Annotated in this window: 16 protein-coding genes; 1 reads left to right on the top strand and 15 read right to left on the bottom strand. The window is 60.1% G+C overall.

Going from position 1 to position 14,936, the window contains the following annotated elements; genetic code table 11:
- Positions 1 to 210: 210 nt before the first annotated feature.
- The 3 genes from fre to pepE form a co-directional block, all read right to left on the bottom strand.
- On the bottom strand, positions 211 to 912 hold the full coding sequence (gene fre, locus REA38_RS16950; protein WP_004934474.1) for an NAD(P)H-flavin reductase: 702 nt from the start codon (positions 910 to 912) through the stop codon (positions 211 to 213).
- A 50-nt stretch (positions 913 to 962) separates the two neighbouring features.
- Positions 963 to 2,459 (bottom strand): 4-hydroxy-3-polyprenylbenzoate decarboxylase, encoded by a 1,497-nt coding sequence (gene ubiD / locus REA38_RS16945; RefSeq protein WP_025304926.1) that lies wholly within the window; start codon positions 2,457 to 2,459, stop codon positions 963 to 965.
- 86 nt (positions 2,460 to 2,545) lie between these two features.
- Positions 2,546 to 3,271 (bottom strand): dipeptidase PepE, encoded by a 726-nt coding sequence (gene pepE / locus REA38_RS16940; protein ID WP_033636709.1) that lies wholly within the window; start codon positions 3,269 to 3,271, stop codon positions 2,546 to 2,548.
- A gap of 246 nt (positions 3,272 to 3,517) precedes the next feature.
- Between pepE and rfaH the strand changes: the two genes are divergently transcribed.
- Positions 3,518 to 4,006: a transcription/translation regulatory transformer protein RfaH gene (gene rfaH, locus REA38_RS16935; protein WP_004934466.1), complete on the top strand. Its 489-nt coding sequence runs from the start codon at positions 3,518 to 3,520 to the stop codon at positions 4,004 to 4,006.
- Positions 4,007 to 4,051: 45 nt separating this feature from the next.
- On the opposite strand, the gene hemB is transcribed toward rfaH, so the two are convergent.
- The 12 genes from hemB to udp all read right to left on the bottom strand — a co-directional run bounded on the left by hemB (position 4,052) and on the right by udp (position 14,672).
- A complete protein-coding gene (hemB, locus tag REA38_RS16930; protein WP_308886276.1) occupies positions 4,052 to 5,074 on the bottom strand; it encodes a porphobilinogen synthase in 1,023 nt (340 codons plus the stop codon).
- 14 nt (positions 5,075 to 5,088) lie between these two features.
- The gene (gene tatD / locus REA38_RS16925; RefSeq protein ID WP_060437052.1) at positions 5,089 to 5,871 is read right to left on the bottom strand and encodes a 3'-5' ssDNA/RNA exonuclease TatD; all 783 of its coding nucleotides are present in this window, start codon (positions 5,869 to 5,871) and stop codon (positions 5,089 to 5,091) included.
- Positions 5,872 to 5,924: 53 nt separating this feature from the next.
- On the bottom strand, positions 5,925 to 6,695 hold the full coding sequence (gene tatC / locus REA38_RS16920) for a Sec-independent protein translocase subunit TatC (RefSeq protein WP_033649673.1): 771 nt from the start codon (positions 6,693 to 6,695) through the stop codon (positions 5,925 to 5,927).
- A gap of 3 nt (positions 6,696 to 6,698) precedes the next feature.
- Complete coding sequence (gene tatB / locus REA38_RS16915) at positions 6,699 to 7,268, bottom strand: Sec-independent protein translocase protein TatB (protein WP_039568058.1); 570 nt, start codon at positions 7,266 to 7,268, stop codon at positions 6,699 to 6,701.
- 3 nt (positions 7,269 to 7,271) lie between these two features.
- Positions 7,272 to 7,535, bottom strand: a complete 264-nt coding sequence (tatA, locus tag REA38_RS16910) for a Sec-independent protein translocase subunit TatA (RefSeq protein WP_033636704.1) — start codon at positions 7,533 to 7,535, stop codon at positions 7,272 to 7,274.
- A gap of 80 nt (positions 7,536 to 7,615) precedes the next feature.
- Complete coding sequence (gene ubiB / locus REA38_RS16905) at positions 7,616 to 9,247, bottom strand: ubiquinone biosynthesis regulatory protein kinase UbiB (protein WP_041037166.1); 1,632 nt, start codon at positions 9,245 to 9,247, stop codon at positions 7,616 to 7,618.
- Complete coding sequence (locus REA38_RS16900) at positions 9,244 to 9,852, bottom strand: SCP2 domain-containing protein (protein ID WP_033636702.1); 609 nt, start codon at positions 9,850 to 9,852, stop codon at positions 9,244 to 9,246. Before REA38_RS16900 ends, ubiB begins: the two co-directional genes overlap by 4 nt.
- A 13-nt stretch (positions 9,853 to 9,865) precedes the next feature.
- The gene (gene ubiE, locus REA38_RS16895) at positions 9,866 to 10,621 is read right to left on the bottom strand and encodes a bifunctional demethylmenaquinone methyltransferase/2-methoxy-6-polyprenyl-1,4-benzoquinol methylase UbiE (RefSeq protein ID WP_025304918.1); all 756 of its coding nucleotides are present in this window, start codon (positions 10,619 to 10,621) and stop codon (positions 9,866 to 9,868) included.
- A gap of 78 nt (positions 10,622 to 10,699) precedes the next feature.
- The gene (rmuC, locus tag REA38_RS16890; RefSeq protein WP_103774307.1) at positions 10,700 to 12,247 is read right to left on the bottom strand and encodes a DNA recombination protein RmuC; all 1,548 of its coding nucleotides are present in this window, start codon (positions 12,245 to 12,247) and stop codon (positions 10,700 to 10,702) included.
- 140 nt (positions 12,248 to 12,387) lie between these two features.
- Complete coding sequence (locus REA38_RS16885; protein ID WP_033649669.1) at positions 12,388 to 12,918, bottom strand: DedA family protein; 531 nt, start codon at positions 12,916 to 12,918, stop codon at positions 12,388 to 12,390.
- Positions 12,919 to 12,997: 79 nt separating this feature from the next.
- Entirely contained in the window at positions 12,998 to 13,780 is a 783-nt protein-coding gene (locus tag REA38_RS16880; RefSeq protein ID WP_033636699.1) for a tyrosine-protein phosphatase, read from the bottom strand.
- A gap of 130 nt (positions 13,781 to 13,910) precedes the next feature.
- Positions 13,911 to 14,672, bottom strand: coding sequence for a uridine phosphorylase (gene udp / locus REA38_RS16875; RefSeq protein ID WP_004934432.1), 762 nt, complete (start codon positions 14,670 to 14,672; stop codon positions 13,911 to 13,913).
- Between the last annotated feature and the right edge of the window lie 264 nt (positions 14,673 to 14,936).

Below are 14,936 nucleotides of genomic sequence, written 5' to 3'. Positions count from 1 at the left end.
GTTTTTCAGGTTCAACAGGCGCGAAACTCATCGTGGCGCGAACAGGGTATCGTTCACCAGACGCCGAATAGATTTACGCAAGCCCATCATAGATCAAAATCGGTGTTGCAAAAACGGGGGTGACCATAGATTTTTATGCCTGACGTTTGCCGGCGCCCAAATAAAAACGGGGCGACCCTCGGCCACCCCGTTCACTGCGCATCGCATCGGTCAGATAAACGAAAACGCGTCACCGAACATATGCGCTTCCAGCGCGCCGCGCTCGGCGCAGAAACGCTCACGGGCGATTTTCGCCATCTCGAAACGCCCGGCGATATAGATGTCGTGCTCCGCCAGCGTGCCGAAATCCTGCAGCACCGCGCTGAGCACGGTGCCGCTGCGGCCGCGCCATTCGGCTTCCGGCTGCTCGACCACCGGGATCACCTTCAGATTCGGATGCTGCAACGACAGCGCTTCCAGCTCGCTCAGATCGTACAGGTGCTTCAGCTCACGCCCGCCCCAGTAGATAGAAATATCGCGATCGGGCTGCTGCTCCAACGCGGTCAACAGGATTGAACGCGCATAAGAGAAACCGGTGCCGCCGGCAATCAGCACCAGCGGACGGCTGCCCTCTTCCCGCAGCCAGGCGTCGCCGTGCGGCACGTCGACGGTGATCGCCTGCTCTTTCAGGATGCGATCCATCACCGCCATGGCGTACAGATTCAGCTCCGAAGCGCCGATGTGCAGCTCGATGTAATCTTGCTGCGTCGGGGTTGATGCCAGCGAGAACGGGCGCTTGTCGCGCTCGTCCATCACCACCATCAGATATTGCCCTGCCTTGAAAGAAAACGGCTGCTCGGGCACCAGACGTACCCGATAAACCGTATCGGTAATGGCCTCTACCGAGGTCACTTTACAGCTCAATATTGTCATGCGTTCCCTCTGTCGGGTCATCAATGCAAAGCTGAGAACAGGGCCTGACGCTACAGCGTCGGTTCCCTGTCACTGAAGATTGCGAGCTCATCCCAGATTTCGTCGACGCGCGCACGTACCTTTTCATCCATCTGAATCGGACGGCCCCATTCGCGATCGGTTTCACCCGGCCATTTATTGGTGGCGTCCAGCCCCATCTTCGAACCCAGGCCGGAAACCGGTGAGGCGAAGTCCAGATAGTCGATCGGTGTATTCTCCACCAGAACGGTATCCCTTGCCGGATCCATTCGTGTGGTGATCGCCCAAATTACGTCGTTCCAGTCGCGCGCATTGACGTCGTCATCGCAGACGATAACAAATTTGGTGTACATAAACTGCCGCAGGAACGACCAGACACCCATCATCACGCGTTTAGCGTGGCCGGCGTACTGTTTCTTCATGGTCACTACCGCCAGGCGGTACGAGCACCCTTCCGGCGGCAGATAGAAATCGACGATTTCCGGGAACTGCTTTTGCAGAATCGGCACGAACACTTCATTCAGCGCCACGCCCAGGATCGCCGGCTCATCCGGCGGCCGGCCGGTGTAGGTCGAGTGGTAGATCGCGTTGCGGCGCTGGGTGATGTGGGTGACGGTGAACACCGGGAACTGGTCGATTTCATTGTAGTAACCGGTGTGGTCGCCGTAGGGGCCTTCCGGCGCCATTTCACCCGGCTCGATATAGCCTTCCAGCACGATTTCAGCGCTGGCGGGCACTTCCAGATCGTTGGAAAGGCACTTGACCACTTCGGTTTTATTGCCGCGCAGCAGCCCGGCAAAAGCGTATTCAGACAGGGTATCCGGCACCGGCGTCACCGCGCCGAGGATGGTGGCGGGATCGGCGCCCAGCGCCACCGCAACCGGGAAACGCTCGCCGGGGTGCGCCTGGCACCACTCCTGATAATCCAGCGCGCCGCCGCGATGCGACAGCCAGCGCATGATCACTTTATTCTTGCCCAGCACCTGCTGGCGATAGATGCCGAGATTTTGCCGTTCCTTATGCGGGCCGCGGGTCACCGTCAGCCCCCAGGTGATCAGCGGCGCGGCGTCTTCCGGCCAGCAGTGCATCACCGGAATACGGCCCAGATCGACGTCCTCGCCCTGCCATACCTGCTCCTGACAAGGCGCGGATCCCAGCACCTTGGTCGGCATGTTCAGCACCTGCTTGAACTTCGGCATTTTGTCGAACAGATCGCGGAAGCCTTTCGGCGGCTCCGGCTCTTTGAGGAACGCCAGCAGTTTGCCGACTTCGCGCAGCGCGCTGATGTCTTCCTGCCCCATGCCCATCGCTACGCGATTGGCGGTGCCGAACAGGTTGCACAGCACCGGCATGTCGTAGCCTTTCGGGTTTTCAAACAGCAATGCCGGGCCGCCCGCCCGCAGGGTGCGATCGGCAATCTCCGTCATTTCCAGGTAAGGATCGATCGGCTGGCTGATGCGTTTTAGTTCCCCTCTCTTCTCCAGCAACGAGAGGAAATCGCGTAAGTCACGGTATTTCATGCTGATCATTATAACGGCCAGTGGGGAGGGCATTATAAGCCCTCTTCACGGTTGTTGCTGCAATTTTGTTAACGCCGCCCGCCATCGGGTAGCCCTCAGCCGCAGTTGAACGGCACCAGCGCAGCCAGCGCACGCGTATCCTGATATTCGCGCGTCTCCTCGCCGTGGCGGAACACCTTGAAGCCCTGCCCGTTGGCGCTGAAGTAACGCAGCTCGTTGCCTTCAACGTGCAGCAGGCTGCCTTCACGCAGCGCCACCACCGATTCGCTCGGGTTAATCGCGCAGAACTCCGCCAGGCGTTCGTCACGGGTTTCGCCCATGTGGCCGCTGATATGCGCGTCGATGTAATGCGGGTTGATTTGCACTGGGAACAGCCCCAGCGCCGGCAGCACCACGCTGCAGCGCACCGGCATATCATTGGTAGTGCGAATGCTCGGCGTGGCCACGTTGCAACCGGCGCTCCAGCCGACGTAAGGCACTTCACGCTCGCGCACCGCGCGCTGGATGGGCACGATCAGGCCTTGCTCGTGCAGCATTTGGTTCAGCAACCAGGTATTGCCGCCGCTGACCAAAATGCACTCCGCCTGCGCGATCGCCGCCGCCGGCGAAGCGGCGTGGTGGATGCTGGTGACTTCGATACCCAGCGTTTGCGCCAGCTCCTGCGCACGCTGGTCGTAGTCGTAACGGATCAGCGCATAAGGGATAAAGACGGCGGATTTGATGCCGCGACGCGCAATCATCGCCAGCAGTTGGCTTTTGGCATACCCCAGCAGCTCGGCTTCGCCAGACAGCTTGCCGTTGCTCAACAGAAACAGCTCCATTTATCTTTCCCTCGGTCAAAAACGATGAATAGCGTCACAGCTGGTGGCGCAACGCCTTGCCATACTGTGACGGTAACAAATTTTTAGCCCTCTGTTATACCAGCGCCGTATCGATAAGTGTGTGACCCCTCGCTAATAGCCGCATATTCATAGAGATAGGTGATGTTACACGCTGAAACTTGCATCACTATGTATCCGGAAGCGCTTTTGATATGCTTACCGGCTGGCAGAAAGGCATGTGAAATTATGGAATCCTGGTATCTACTTTATTGCAAACGCGGTCAGCTGTTGCGGGCGCAGGAACATCTGGAACGGCAGCAGGTAAACTGCCTCAGCCCGATCATCACGCTGGAAAAGATCGTGCGCGGCAAGCGTATCGCGGTCAGCGAACCCCTGTTTCCCAACTATCTGTTTGTGGAGTTCGACCCGGAGCGCATTCACACCACCACCATCAGCGCCACCCGCGGCGTCAGCCACTTCGTGCGCTTCGGCGCGCTGCCGAGCGTCATCCCGAGCAAGGTGATCGATGAGCTGCGCACGCACGCCAGCGAAACCTATGTCGATCCGGAAACCCCGCAGCCGGGGGATACCGTCCTGATCGTCGACGGCGTGTTCGAAGGGCTGCAGGCGATCTACACCGAGCCGGACGGCGAGGCCCGCTCCATGTTGTTGCTGAACCTGATCAACAAACAGGTCAGCCAAAGCATCGACAACCGACAGTTCCAGAAGATGTAATGCAAAAGGCGCCCTCAGGCGCCTTTTTGTTGGCTCATTTCACGCTTAGCGACGCATCGCGTCGTCGTGCAGCCACTGGGCGACACGCTTGGCGAAGTAGGTCAGCACGCCGTCGGCGCCGGCGCGTTTGAAGCACATCAACGACTCCATCACCGCAGGCTGCTCCTGCAGCCAGCCGTTCTGAATCGCCGCCATATGCATGGCGTACTCGCCGGACACCTGATAAGCGAAGGTTGGCACGCCGAAGATATCCTTTACGCGGCGCACAACGTCGAGGTACGGCATGCCCGGTTTCACCATCACCATATCCGCGCCTTCCTGCAGATCCTGTGCAATCTCCTGCAGCGCTTCATCGCTGTTGGCCGGATCCATCTGATAGGTCTTCTTGTTGCCACCCTTCAGATTGCCGCTGGAACCCAGCGCATCGCGGAACGGGCCGTAGTAACAGGAAGCATACTTGGCGGAGTAGGCCATAATCTGGGTATTCACCAGACCCTGCAATTCCAGACGATCGCGGATCGCCCCGATGCGGCCGTCCATCATGTCGCTCGGCGCCACGATTTCCGCGCCCGCTTCGGCATGGGAAAGCGCCTGACGCACCAGGATGTCTTTGGTCACATCGTTAATCACATAACCCTGCTCATCGATTACCCCATCCTGCCCGTGCGTGGTGTAGGGATCGAGCGCTACGTCAGTCAGAATGCCCAGCTCAGGCACCGCGTCTTTCAGCGCGCGCACCGTGCGCTGCACCAGTCCTTCCGGGTTATAGGCTTCTTCCGCATGCAGCGATTTCAGACCTGGCTCAATCACCGGGAACAGGGAGATCACCGGCACGCCGAGTTTGGCGATGGTTTCCGCTTCCTTGACCAGCAGATCGATCGTCATGCGCGATACGCCCGGCATCGAGGCCACTTCTTCCTGACGGTTGCTGCCTTCCATGACAAACACCGGATAAATCAGGTCGTTGACCGTCAGTTGGTTCTCGGCCACCAGGCGGCGGCTGAAGTCATGACGGCGCACGCGGCGCATACGGCGACCAGGGAAGGTGCCCGGAAATGCATAGCTCATAGTTTTCTCCTAGCTCAAACCAGCCGGAATAGCCGGCGGGCGTTCTCATCGGTTTTTTGCCCCAGCCATTGCGGCTCTTCCTGTCGCCAGACGGCGACCTGATGCACGATATGGGGCAGGAAACAGGGTTCGTTGCGGCGAGATGCGGGTTTAGGCTGTAAATCCCGGGGCAACAGATAAGGGGCGTCCGTTTCCAGCAGCAGACGCTCGGCCGGGATCTGCGGCAACAGGGCGCGCAATTCCAGGCCGCGCCGCTCGTCGCAGACCCAACCGGTAATCCCGATCGACAGGCCCAGCGACAGGCAGCTAGTTAATTCTTCGGCGGTGCCGGTGAAGCAGTGCACCACGGCCGCGGGCAGTTTATCCAACCACGGCGTCAGTAGCTCGGCAAAACGTGCGTGTGCGTCGCGGCAATGAAGAAACACCGGCAGCGCCAACTCCGCCGCCAGCGCCAGCTGCGCGGTGAACGCCGCTTCCTGCTGCGCGGGCGTCGAGAAATTGCGGTTGAAATCCAGGCCGCATTCGCCGATCGCCGCCACTTCAGGGCGCGCGGCCAACGCATAAATCTGCTCGGCGGTGTGTTCATCCCAGCCGCTGGCGTAGTGCGGATGCACGCCGGCGGTAGACCAACAGTAGCCCGCATGTTGCCGCGCCAGTTCGGCGGCCTCGCGGCTCTCCGCCAGATCGGTGCCGGTAATCAACATCCCCGTCACGCCCGCGGCGCGGGCGCGTTCCACCACCGCATGGCGATCTTTGGCGAATTGGCTGCTGGTGAGATTAACGCCGATATCAAACATGGTTTTTTCCAAAGCAAAAGCCGCCCAGTGGGCGGCTTAGCAATCAATGTGGATCATGAGGCTGGGGGTTCGTCACCCTCGTCTTCTTCTTCCGCTTGCGGACGACGCTTGCCGGTATAGAAGCGAGCGAAGAATACCCCCACTTCAAACAGCAGATACATCGGTATTGCCAACAGGGTTTGCGAGAACACGTCCGGCGGCGTCAACAGCATGCCGACCACAAACGCGCCGACCAATACATACGGCCGTTTCTTCTTCAGATCTTCCGGCGAGGTGACACCACTCCAGCACAGCAGAATGATGGCGACCGGCACTTCGAAGGCGACGCCGAACGCCATAAACAGCGCCATGACGAAATCGAGGTAGTTTTTAATGTCGGTCGCAATGGTCACCCCCATCGGCGCGGTCTTGGCAAAGAAGCCAAAGGCCAGCGGGAACACGATGAAGTAGGCGAAGGCCATGCCGAGGTAGAACAACAGGCTGCTGGATACCAGCAGCGGCATCATCAGGCGGCGTTCATGCTTGTACAGCGCCGGCGCGATGAATGCCCACACCTGATACAGAATCATCGGCGCGGAGACAAACACCGAGACGATCATGGTCAGCTTGATCGGCGTAAAGAACGGTGACGCCACGTCGGTGGCGATCATGCTCGCCCCGGCCGGCAACTGCTTGAGCAGCGGTGCAGAAACCAGCTGGTAGATGTCGTTGGCGAAAAACACCAGCACTACGAACACCGCCAGCACGCAAATAATCGAGTTCAACAGCCGCTTGCGCAGCTCTATCAGATGACTGATAAGGGGTTGGGTATCTTCAACAGCCATGTATTAACGATCGCCACTAGGTTGGTGAGACGCTGGGATTTTATCCGCAACAGGTTCGACAGGTGCCGGCGCGGTTTCCACCGGTGCTTTGGCCGGTTGCGCCGCCACGGGCGCAGCCGGGGATGCAGCCGCAACGGCCTCAGGCTCCGCTGCCGGTTTTGGCACGGCGGCGGGCGCGCTGGCGCGGGTTGCCGCTTCCGCCGGCGTCACGCCGTCGTGCAAAGCTTCCGGATCGATGGCCTGCGGGTTATGAATGGTGTTCGCCAGCTCTTCTGTCTCGCCCCGGTAGGTGCGTTTCAATGATTCCGCCGCGTCTTTCAGCTCATCCATCGATGCCTTCAGTTCCGGCGTCAGGTTCTGCAGGCCGGCCTGTTCGGCTTTTTTCAGGCTGTCCTGCAGCTCCTGTAGCTTCAGTTCCTGAGACAGTTCGTGCTGCACCGAGGCCGCCAGCGAGCGCAGCGCGCGGATCCAGCCCGACACCGTTCTGACCGCGACCGGCAACCGTTCCGGCCCCAGAACAATCAGGCCGATCACCAGCACCAGCAGCAGCTCACTAAACCCAATGTCAAACACGGTTTATACCTGCTCTTTGTTCTTCGACTCTTCCGGTTTCACTTCCGGCTGCTTATCGGTAATAGGCTTGGCCGCGAAGTCAGCGTCATCCAGGCTGCTTTTTTCAGCCGTGTTGGGGTTCGACGGCGTATCGTCGCCGATCGCCTTTTTGAAGCCCTTGATCGAGGCGCCGAGATCGGAGCCCAGCGTGCGCAGTTTTTTGGTGCCGAACAGCAGCACCACGATCACTGCGATGATCAACAATTGCGTAATACTAATACCGCCCATTTCAATTACCTCTAATTTTAAAGGGTCTTTTAAAGCCAGCCCGCATTATAGGCTCGGCCTTACCAGAGTAACGAATTAAATCAGGTGGTTCGCTTCCAGCCAATCACCCAGCATACGATGCCGGCGGCCATCATCCAGGCGGGAAACACCTCGATTTGCCCCAGCAGCAACAGCGTACCGCTTACTAACAGTGTAGCGCCAACGCCGAACAAATAACGTGACTGCCCCTGACGAACCCGCTGAGCCTGCATTTGGTTGGTCAGCTTATCAACGCTTTGTTGCAACAGTTTATGCTGCTGCAGGCTGTCGTAAAACAGCTCGGGCAGTTCGGGCAGCTTCTCCGCCCAGAACGGCGCTTTCTCTTTCAGCGCGCGCACCACGGCAGGAATGCCGACCTGATCGCGCAGCCAGCTCTCGAGGAACGGCTTGGCGGTAGTCCACAGATCCAGCTGCGGGTAGAGCTGGCGCCCCAGCCCTTCAACATACAGCAAGGTCTTCTGCAATAACACCAGCTGCGGCTGCACTTCCATATTGAAGCGGCGCGCAGTGTTGAACAGGTTCAGCAGCACGTTGCCGAAGGAAATTTCCGCCAGCGGCTTCTCGAAAATCGGCTCGCACACGGTGCGAATGGCGAATTCGAAGTCTTCCACGTTGGTGTCGCGCGGCACCCAACCGGAGTCGACGTGCAGTTCCGCCACCTTGCGGTAATCGCGGTTGAAGAAGGCGATGAAGTTTTCCGCCAGATAGCGCTTGTCATCCTTGTTCAGCGAGCCGACGATGCCGCAGTCGATGCCGATATAGCAAGGATCTTCAGGATGTTCGTAGCTGACGAAAATATTACCGGGATGCATGTCCGCATGGAAGAAGCTGTCGCGGAATACCTGGGTAAAGAACACCTGGACGCCGCGTTCCGCCAACAGTTTCATGTTGGTGCCCTGCCGTTCAAGCGTGGCGATGTCCGAGACCGGAATGCCGTAGATGCGTTCCATCACCAATAAGCTTTCACGGCAGTAGTCGGAATAAACTTCCGGTACGTACAGCATCGGGCTGCCGTCGAAATTGCGGCGCAGCTGAATGGCGTTGGCCGCTTCGCGTAGCAGGTTCAATTCGTCCAGCAGGGTTTTCTCGTACTCGCGCACCACTTCACGCGGGCGCAGACGGCGGCCGTCCGGCAACAGCTTCGGCACCCAGCCGGCCAACCGGTACATCAGCCGCACGTCGGCCTTGATGATCGGCCCGATATCCGGCCGGATCACCTTCAGCACCACTTCCTGGCCGGTGGTTTTCAACCGCGCGGTATGCACCTGCGCGATCGAGGCAGAGGCCAGCGGCTGCTGATCGAAATCGTCGAACCAGGTTTCCAGTGGGCCACCCATCGCCAGCTCGATATGTTTACGCGCCAGCGCGCCATCGAAAGGCGCCACCCGATCCTGCAGCAACGTCAGCTGATCGGCAATGTGCGGCGGAAACAGATCGCGGCGGGTCGACATCATCTGGCCGAACTTGATCCATACCGGCCCCAGCTCCTGCAGCGCCAGCCGCAGCCGTTCACCCAGCGGCTTGTCCTTGTGCCGATTCGGCATCCAGAACAGCAGACGGCGGCCAAAGCGCAGCGGCAGCGTCAAACGCATTTTAGGGATCAGTTCGTCCAGCCCATAGCTGAGAAAAACGCGGACGATAAAATACAAACGGCGCAGTTCGCCTGGGGTCATCGCTTGCCCTCCAACTTGTCCATGCGGGCAAACAGCGCTTCCGCGCTGCGGGCGAGAGCATCAACTTCTTCGTTGAACCACACCACTTCCAGTGGCCCCGGCGCCAGGCGCCACTCTTCCGTCAACGTCTCCGCCATGTCCTGCTGCCGGCGCATAAAGCCGGCTTTCAGCAGCGAGGCGCCTTTTCCCAGCGCCTGCGTAATGCCCTGGGCGGCGATATCGCCGATGTAAGGCGCCAGCCACTCCGCCGGATCCCACTCCGCCAGATCGAGCAGGCCAACCAGCTGTTGCACCACCTGAATATCGCCTTCCACCGTCAATTCGCCGCTGCGCATCAGCACCGGCAACTGCTGGCGATCGCGCAGCTTCAGTAAGACGGGAATGCGGCTGCGCACCGTGCAATCGGCGCTGTCTTCGGACTGCCCAAGCACGTCTACGCGCAGTTCGCTGAACACCAGCACCAGCGGTGAAGCCAGCTCTTCCAGTTCGATGCGCAGCACCTTGCCCGCCAGGCGTTGGCGAGCGGCTTTCATGCTGCGATCGCGAAACAGCAGGTTATTCAGCGAGGTTTCCAGCGCAGCGGTCAGCAGAGGGGTAAACAGCATCGGCATCTCCCTCTCAGAACTTGAAGCCGCGATGCAGGGCGACAATCCCACCGGTCAGGTTGAAATAGGTGACGTTTTCAAAACCGGCGTTGCCCATCATGCCCTTCAGGGTTTCCTGATCGGGGTGCATGCGGATCGATTCCGCCAGGTAGCGGTAGCTGTCCGGATCTTTCACCACCAGCTCGCCGATCTTCGGCAGCACGTGGAAGGAGTAGGCATCGTAAGCCTTGCTCAGCGGCGCCAGCAGCGGCTTGGAGAACTCCAGCACCAGCAGGCGGCCGCCCGGCTTGAGCACGCGGAACATCGAGCGCAGCGCTTTGTCTTTGTCGGTGACATTGCGCAGGCCGAAGGAGATGGTGATGCAATCGAAGTAGTTGTCCGGGAACGGCAGCGCTTCGGCGTTGGCCTGCACGTAATTGATGTTGCCGACGATGCCGCGATCGCGCAGTTTCTCGCGCCCCATCTTCAGCATCGAATCGTTGATGTCCGCCAGCACCACCTGCCCCTGCTCGCCGACCATGCGGGAGAACTTGGCGGCCAGGTCGCCGGTACCGCCGGCCAGATCCAGCACGCGCTGCCCACGGCGCACGCCGCTGCAGTCAATGGTGAAACGCTTCCAGATACGGTGGATGCCGAACGACATCAGGTCGTTCATCACGTCATACTTTGCCGCTACCGAATGAAAAACGTCCGCCACCATGGCCTGTTTTTCGTCTCTAGCGACGGTGCGAAAACCGAAATCGGTGGTTTCCTGCGGTTGATCTGCCATTGTCCTGCCTGCTATTCAGTCAATTTTGTGTGGATGAGTGTACCAGAAGCTCGGAGAATACCCCACCTCGCCACGGCCTCAGCCGTGCGAAACGAAGCCCGGTTCCCCGGCGGTATCGTCATCGTCTTTCGTCTGCGGCAGCGCGGCGACATCGTCGTCGTTCGCCTCTTCCGCTTCATCGTGTTGCGCGCCGGCTTGCTGCGCCAGCAGCGGGTTTATCGGCCGTTTGACCTCAACCCCCAGCGCGCGGAAACCTTCAATTTGGCCGATAAGATTACCACGGCCTTCGCTCAGTTTGTTCATCGCCTGACGATAACTGCCCTGCGCCTTGTCCAGGCTCTGCCCCAGCGCGGACATATCGTCCACGAACAGCCGCATCTTGTCATACAGTTTCGCCGCGCGATCGGCGATGCGCTGCGCGTTCTGGCTTTGATGCTCATAGCGCCACAGGTTGGTGATGGTGCGCAGCGCCACCAGCAACGTGGTCGGGCTGACCAGCATGATGTTGTGCTTGAGCGCTTCGCTGATCAGCTCCGGTTCGCGATCGATAGCCAGCAGGAAGGCGGGCTCGACCGGAATGAACATCAGCACATAGTCCAACGAGCGCAGCCCCGGCAGCTGCTGATAGTCCTTGCGGCCCAGCATGCGAATGTGGCCGCGCAGCGAGGCGATATGTTCGCTCAGCGCCGCTTCGCGCTCCACCTCGTCTTCACCGTTGAAATAGCGCTCGTAGGCGATCAGCGACATCTTGGCGTCGATCACCACGTCCTTGCCCTGCGGCAGGCGCACGATCACATCGGGCTGCATGCGGCTCTGGTGATCCACCCGCACGTTGACCTGCGTTTCATACTCGTGCCCTTCGCGCAGGCCGGAGGCCTCCAGCACCCGGCTCAGCACCACCTCGCCCCAGTTGCCCTGCGTCTTGTTATCGCCTTTGAGCGCCTTGGTGAGGTTGATAGCTTCGCGCGCCATCTGCGCGTTCAACTGCTGCAGATTGCGTATCTCGTGCGTCAACGTGTGGCGCTCCCGCGCCTCCTGGCCAAAACTGTCCTGCACCTGCCGGCGGAAACCGTCCAGCTGTTCACGCAGCGGCAGCAGCAACCGATCCAAGCTTTGCTTATTTTGCTCGTCCACCTTGCGGCCGCTGTGTTCAAAAATGCGGTTGGCGAGGTTTTCAAACTGGGTGGTGAGGCGCTGTTCGCTGTTGATAAGCAGGCGCTGCTTCTCTTCCGCCGCCATGCGCGTCTCTTCCAGACGGATGGTGACTTCGCGCAGCTCGGCCTCCTGCGCGCTGTTGACCTCGCGCTGGGCGCGCAGCTCCTGATTAAGCAGTTCACATTCGTTGCGCCAATGGTTGAGCTGTTGCAGCTTTTCATGCCCGGCCGCCAACTGGCTGTGCAGGTTGCGTAGCTCCAGCTCGCTCTGCCGCAGCTGCTGCTCGTGGCACTGCAGAGCCTCCTGCCGCGCCGCCGTTTCCTGCTGCGCCTGCTGCAACGCTTGCTCCAGCAACCGCAGTTCGGTTTCATGTTGCGCATTCGTCTGCTGCACCCGCAGACTGGCGATCAGCCACCCCAACAGCATGCCGATCGCGACACCGCCAATCCCATAAATCAGACTGGTATCCACCCTGCCTCCTGTTGCACCTTGCCGTTCCGGCGTTTCGCACGCCCATTGCCCGTCACGTTAAGGGGAGGCTGTATGGATGTCCAGCCTGATTTTGCCCGCCGAGCACAATATTGCGCGGCGCTGCGCAATTTAGCGAGAAATCAGCCCAGCCACTGGCTGAGCCACTTGATGCCGAATGCCCCCGGCGCCAGAATGCCGAACGCCCAGATCATCGCCGACGTGACGTTGGCTAACTGGAAATAACGCTGCGGCATGCCGCAAATGCCGCCCACCAGCGGCACCACGGCGCGCAGCGGGCCGAAGAAGCGGCCGATGAAAATGCCCAGCACGCCCCAGCGTTCAAAGAACGCGTGGCCGCGCACCAGCAGCTGCGGATTGCGCGACAGCGGCCACATATGGGCCACGCGATCCTGATAGTGATAGCCGATCCAGTAAGAGAGCCAGTCGCCGAAAAACGCCCCGACGGCGGCGGCGGCCCAAATCGGCCAAAAGGCGATGCCGCTTTCGCCGATCAGCGCGCCCAGCGCCAGCAGGATCACCGTGGCCGGCAGCAGCAGCGACAAAAACGCCAGCGACTCGCCGAACGCCAGGAAGAAGATGATGGGAATGGCCCAGCCTTCGTGCTGACGCACGACGTCGCTGACCCAGTTGATAACGTCATTGAGGCTCAATGCGGGGCTCCTGATACGCGATAATTCGCCGCCTAGGATAGGCCGGGGCGAGTTAAACCCCGGCTAAACGCGCGGCGATTTACTCGAGGTAGAACGCCTGCAGCGCTTCGCGCTGGGCTGCGCCCAGGCCGTATTCCGCTTCCAGCCAGCGGTCGGTGGAACCGTATTGCTGACGGATGCAGCCCAACGCCGTCATCAGGAACTCCTCGCGCGCGCTGAGCACGTAGGCGAATTGCTCCAGCGCCGCCGCATTCAGCTTGATAGACAGCTGATCCAGCATCTGCTCGCGGAAAGTGGCCAGCGTGGTTTCGGTCAGCAGATAGTCTTCCAGCACCGTCGCTTCGTCGGCCCCCAGCGCGAACAGCACCAGTGCCGAACCGACCCCGGTGCGATCCTTGCCGACCGCGCAGTGCTGCACGATGGCGCCGCCGCCAGGATTGCTCAACAGCTGCGCCAGCCGCTGATAGGCCGCATTGCCGAACGGCAGGCGGCGATACAGCTCCAGCATGAACGCGCGGGCGTCGAAGGCGGCCAGCGTTTCGTTGGTGAGCTTCTCCAGGTTGGCGTTGACTTCGCTGCTCAGCGGGTTAGCCGGCACGTGGTGATAGTCGGCGCCACTCCACAGAATATCCGGCTTGGCCTGCACCTCGTCGGCATCACGGTAGTCCAGCACCGAGCGCACCGGCACGCCGGCGAGAAAGGCGCAGTCGTTTTCCGTCAGCCGCTCGAGGGAACCGGAGCGGAACAGCAGGCCGCGCTTGATGCGGCGCCCGTCGGCCACGCCGTTGCCGCCGAAGTCGCGGAAATTGATGCCGCCGTCGAGCGGCGCGAGCGAAGGATGAAGCAGGATCTGGGCGGTCATAAACGTCCTCGTTGTTTTTGTTATGACAACGCGCGGCGGCCATCGGCGCAGCGCTGAGGAGTATCACCGTAACAGATTCGCCGCGAATGGAAAAACGGGCCGCGTCGGCGGCCCGTTGGGGGAAAGGCGATTACAGCAGGCGGCGGGCGGCGTCCACCACGATCTGCACCGCTTTGCTTTCGGTGTTTTTCATGGTCTCGGCGTTCGGGATCTCTTGCTGGGTGCGGTTGACGATCACCCCAGCCACCATGCCGGCACGCAGGCCCTGGCTGGCGCACATGGTCAGCAGCGTGGCGGATTCCATTTCATAGTTCATCACGCCCATCGCCTGCCACTCTTCCATCGAGCCTTTGAAGCGGCTGACCACACGGCCGGAGTAAGTGTCGTAACGCTCCTGGCCCGGATAGAAAGTATCGGAAGAGGCGGTCACGCCGATGTGCGTGGTGGCGCCGCTGGCCTTGGCCGCTTCCACCAGCGCGGTGGTGCAGGCGAAGTCCGCGACCGCCGGGAACTCCATCGGCGCGAAGTGCAGGCTGGCGCCGTCGAGGCGTACCGCCGCCGTGGTGACCAGTACGTCACCGACGTTGATGTTTGCCTGAATGGCGCCGGTGGTGCCGATGCGCAGGAAGGTGCGAATGCCCAGCTGCGCCAGCTCTTCCACCGCGATAGAGGTAGACGGGCCGCCGATACCGGTAGAGCAGACGATCACCGCCTTGCCGTCCAGCTCCGCGCGCCAGGTAGTGAATTCACGATGGGAGGCCAGATGCACCGGATTTTCCATCAGCTTGGCAATCTTCTCTACGCGCTGCGGATCGCCCGGCACGATGGCAAGCTGGGCCCCTTGTAAATCGTTCTTGGTGAGGCCGAGATGAAAAACGTCAGACTGAGACATACGAGACTCCTCATGGATCATGTTTATTGGGAGGAACAAAAAAGCACTCTACTGAAAATCGCCGCTTAATTACGTGACGACAATCACTATGAAAAGAGAAACAAATTACATGCTACATATTTTTTGTGATTTTTATCACAAAAAAAGAACTATGACGCAACCGGAACGCGCCGCTAAACCTCAGTCTAGCCGACAAACTCGGCTGCTCCTCGCCCGTTGGTTGCCGGCTGAAACTATTTAGCTCATCAATCCGAAATAACCCCA

It is taken from the genome of Serratia sp. MF1(2023) (assembly GCF_030954545.1).
Taxonomy (GTDB): domain Bacteria; phylum Pseudomonadota; class Gammaproteobacteria; order Enterobacterales; family Enterobacteriaceae; genus Serratia; species Serratia sarumanii.
This window is presented reverse-complemented; position numbering and strand designations above follow the sequence as displayed.

What these genes read in the sequence shown, in the direction of transcription:
- fre (WP_004934474.1), bottom strand. Translation starts at nt 912, where the DNA reads ATGACAATATTGAGCTGTAAAGTGACCTCGGTAGAGGCCATTACCGAT.
- ubiD (WP_025304926.1), bottom strand. Translation starts at nt 2,459, where the DNA reads ATGATCAGCATGAAATACCGTGACTTACGCGATTTCCTCTCGTTGCTG.
- pepE (WP_033636709.1), bottom strand. Translation starts at nt 3,271, where the DNA reads ATGGAGCTGTTTCTGTTGAGCAACGGCAAGCTGTCTGGCGAAGCCGAG.
- rfaH (WP_004934466.1), top strand. Translation starts at nt 3,518, where the DNA reads ATGGAATCCTGGTATCTACTTTATTGCAAACGCGGTCAGCTGTTGCGG.
- hemB (WP_308886276.1), bottom strand. Translation starts at nt 5,074, where the DNA reads ATGAGCTATGCATTTCCGGGCACCTTCCCTGGTCGCCGTATGCGCCGC.
- tatD (WP_060437052.1), bottom strand. Translation starts at nt 5,871, where the DNA reads ATGTTTGATATCGGCGTTAATCTCACCAGCAGCCAATTCGCCAAAGAT.
- tatC (WP_033649673.1), bottom strand. Translation starts at nt 6,695, where the DNA reads ATGGCTGTTGAAGATACCCAACCCCTTATCAGTCATCTGATAGAGCTG.
- tatA (WP_033636704.1), bottom strand. Translation starts at nt 7,535, where the DNA reads ATGGGCGGTATTAGTATTACGCAATTGTTGATCATCGCAGTGATCGTG.
- ubiB (WP_041037166.1), bottom strand. Translation starts at nt 9,247, where the DNA reads ATGACCCCAGGCGAACTGCGCCGTTTGTATTTTATCGTCCGCGTTTTT.
- REA38_RS16900 (WP_033636702.1), bottom strand. Translation starts at nt 9,852, where the DNA reads ATGCTGTTTACCCCTCTGCTGACCGCTGCGCTGGAAACCTCGCTGAAT.
- ubiE (WP_025304918.1), bottom strand. Translation starts at nt 10,621, where the DNA reads ATGGCAGATCAACCGCAGGAAACCACCGATTTCGGTTTTCGCACCGTC.
- REA38_RS16880 (WP_033636699.1), bottom strand. Translation starts at nt 13,780, where the DNA reads ATGACCGCCCAGATCCTGCTTCATCCTTCGCTCGCGCCGCTCGACGGC.
- udp (WP_004934432.1), bottom strand. Translation starts at nt 14,672, where the DNA reads ATGTCTCAGTCTGACGTTTTTCATCTCGGCCTCACCAAGAACGATTTA.